The organism is Flavobacterium chungangensis (genome assembly GCF_042654045.1).
GTDB lineage: Bacteria > Bacteroidota > Bacteroidia > Flavobacteriales > Flavobacteriaceae > Flavobacterium > Flavobacterium chungangensis.
The window spans coordinates 1-573 of the sequence record NZ_JBHSFY010000042.1; the positions used below are offsets into that span (position 1 = coordinate 1).

1 protein-coding gene is annotated in these 573 nt (G+C 48.5%); it reads right to left on the minus strand.

The genetic code is table 11. From position 1 onward, the window contains the following. Window positions 1-573: thiamine pyrophosphate-dependent enzyme (locus ACFO3N_RS24965; protein WP_379801523.1), on the minus strand; the 573-nt coding region annotated here is incomplete at both ends.

The window sequence follows — 573 nt, forward strand, 5'->3', positions numbered from 1 at the left end:
GGATCATCCATCTCGTTATGGCCGTAGCGGCGGTAGCCGATCAGGTCAATCAGCACGTCTTTGTTGAAGGTTTTTCGATACTCGCAGGCAAAGTAAACGGCATCAAGGCAAGCTTCAGGGTCGTCCGCATTAACGTGGATGACCGGAATCTCGTAGCCTTTCGCCAGGTCACTGGCATACCTGGTAGAGCGGGAATCTGTACTGTCCGTCGTAAAACCAAGAAGGTTGTTCGCGATAATATGAATCGTCCCGCCAGTATGATAGCCTTTCAATCCGGATATGTTCAGCGTTTCAGCAACAACGCCTTCTCCCGGAAAGGCTGCATCTCCGTGAATTAAAATAGCAAGTGCTTTATTTGAATCTTGTTCAGGATATCCGGATTTTGAACGGTTATCCTGAGCCGCACGCGCGTAGCCTTCTACAACTGGATCGACAAACTCAAGATGCGATGGGTTGTTAGCAAGATGTACACGAACTTGTTTTTGGTTCTCCTCTGTAATGATGCGGTTGGCACCAAGGTGATATTTCACATCGCCGGTCCAGCCAAAGTTAATTCCACGAGACCCTTCTGAT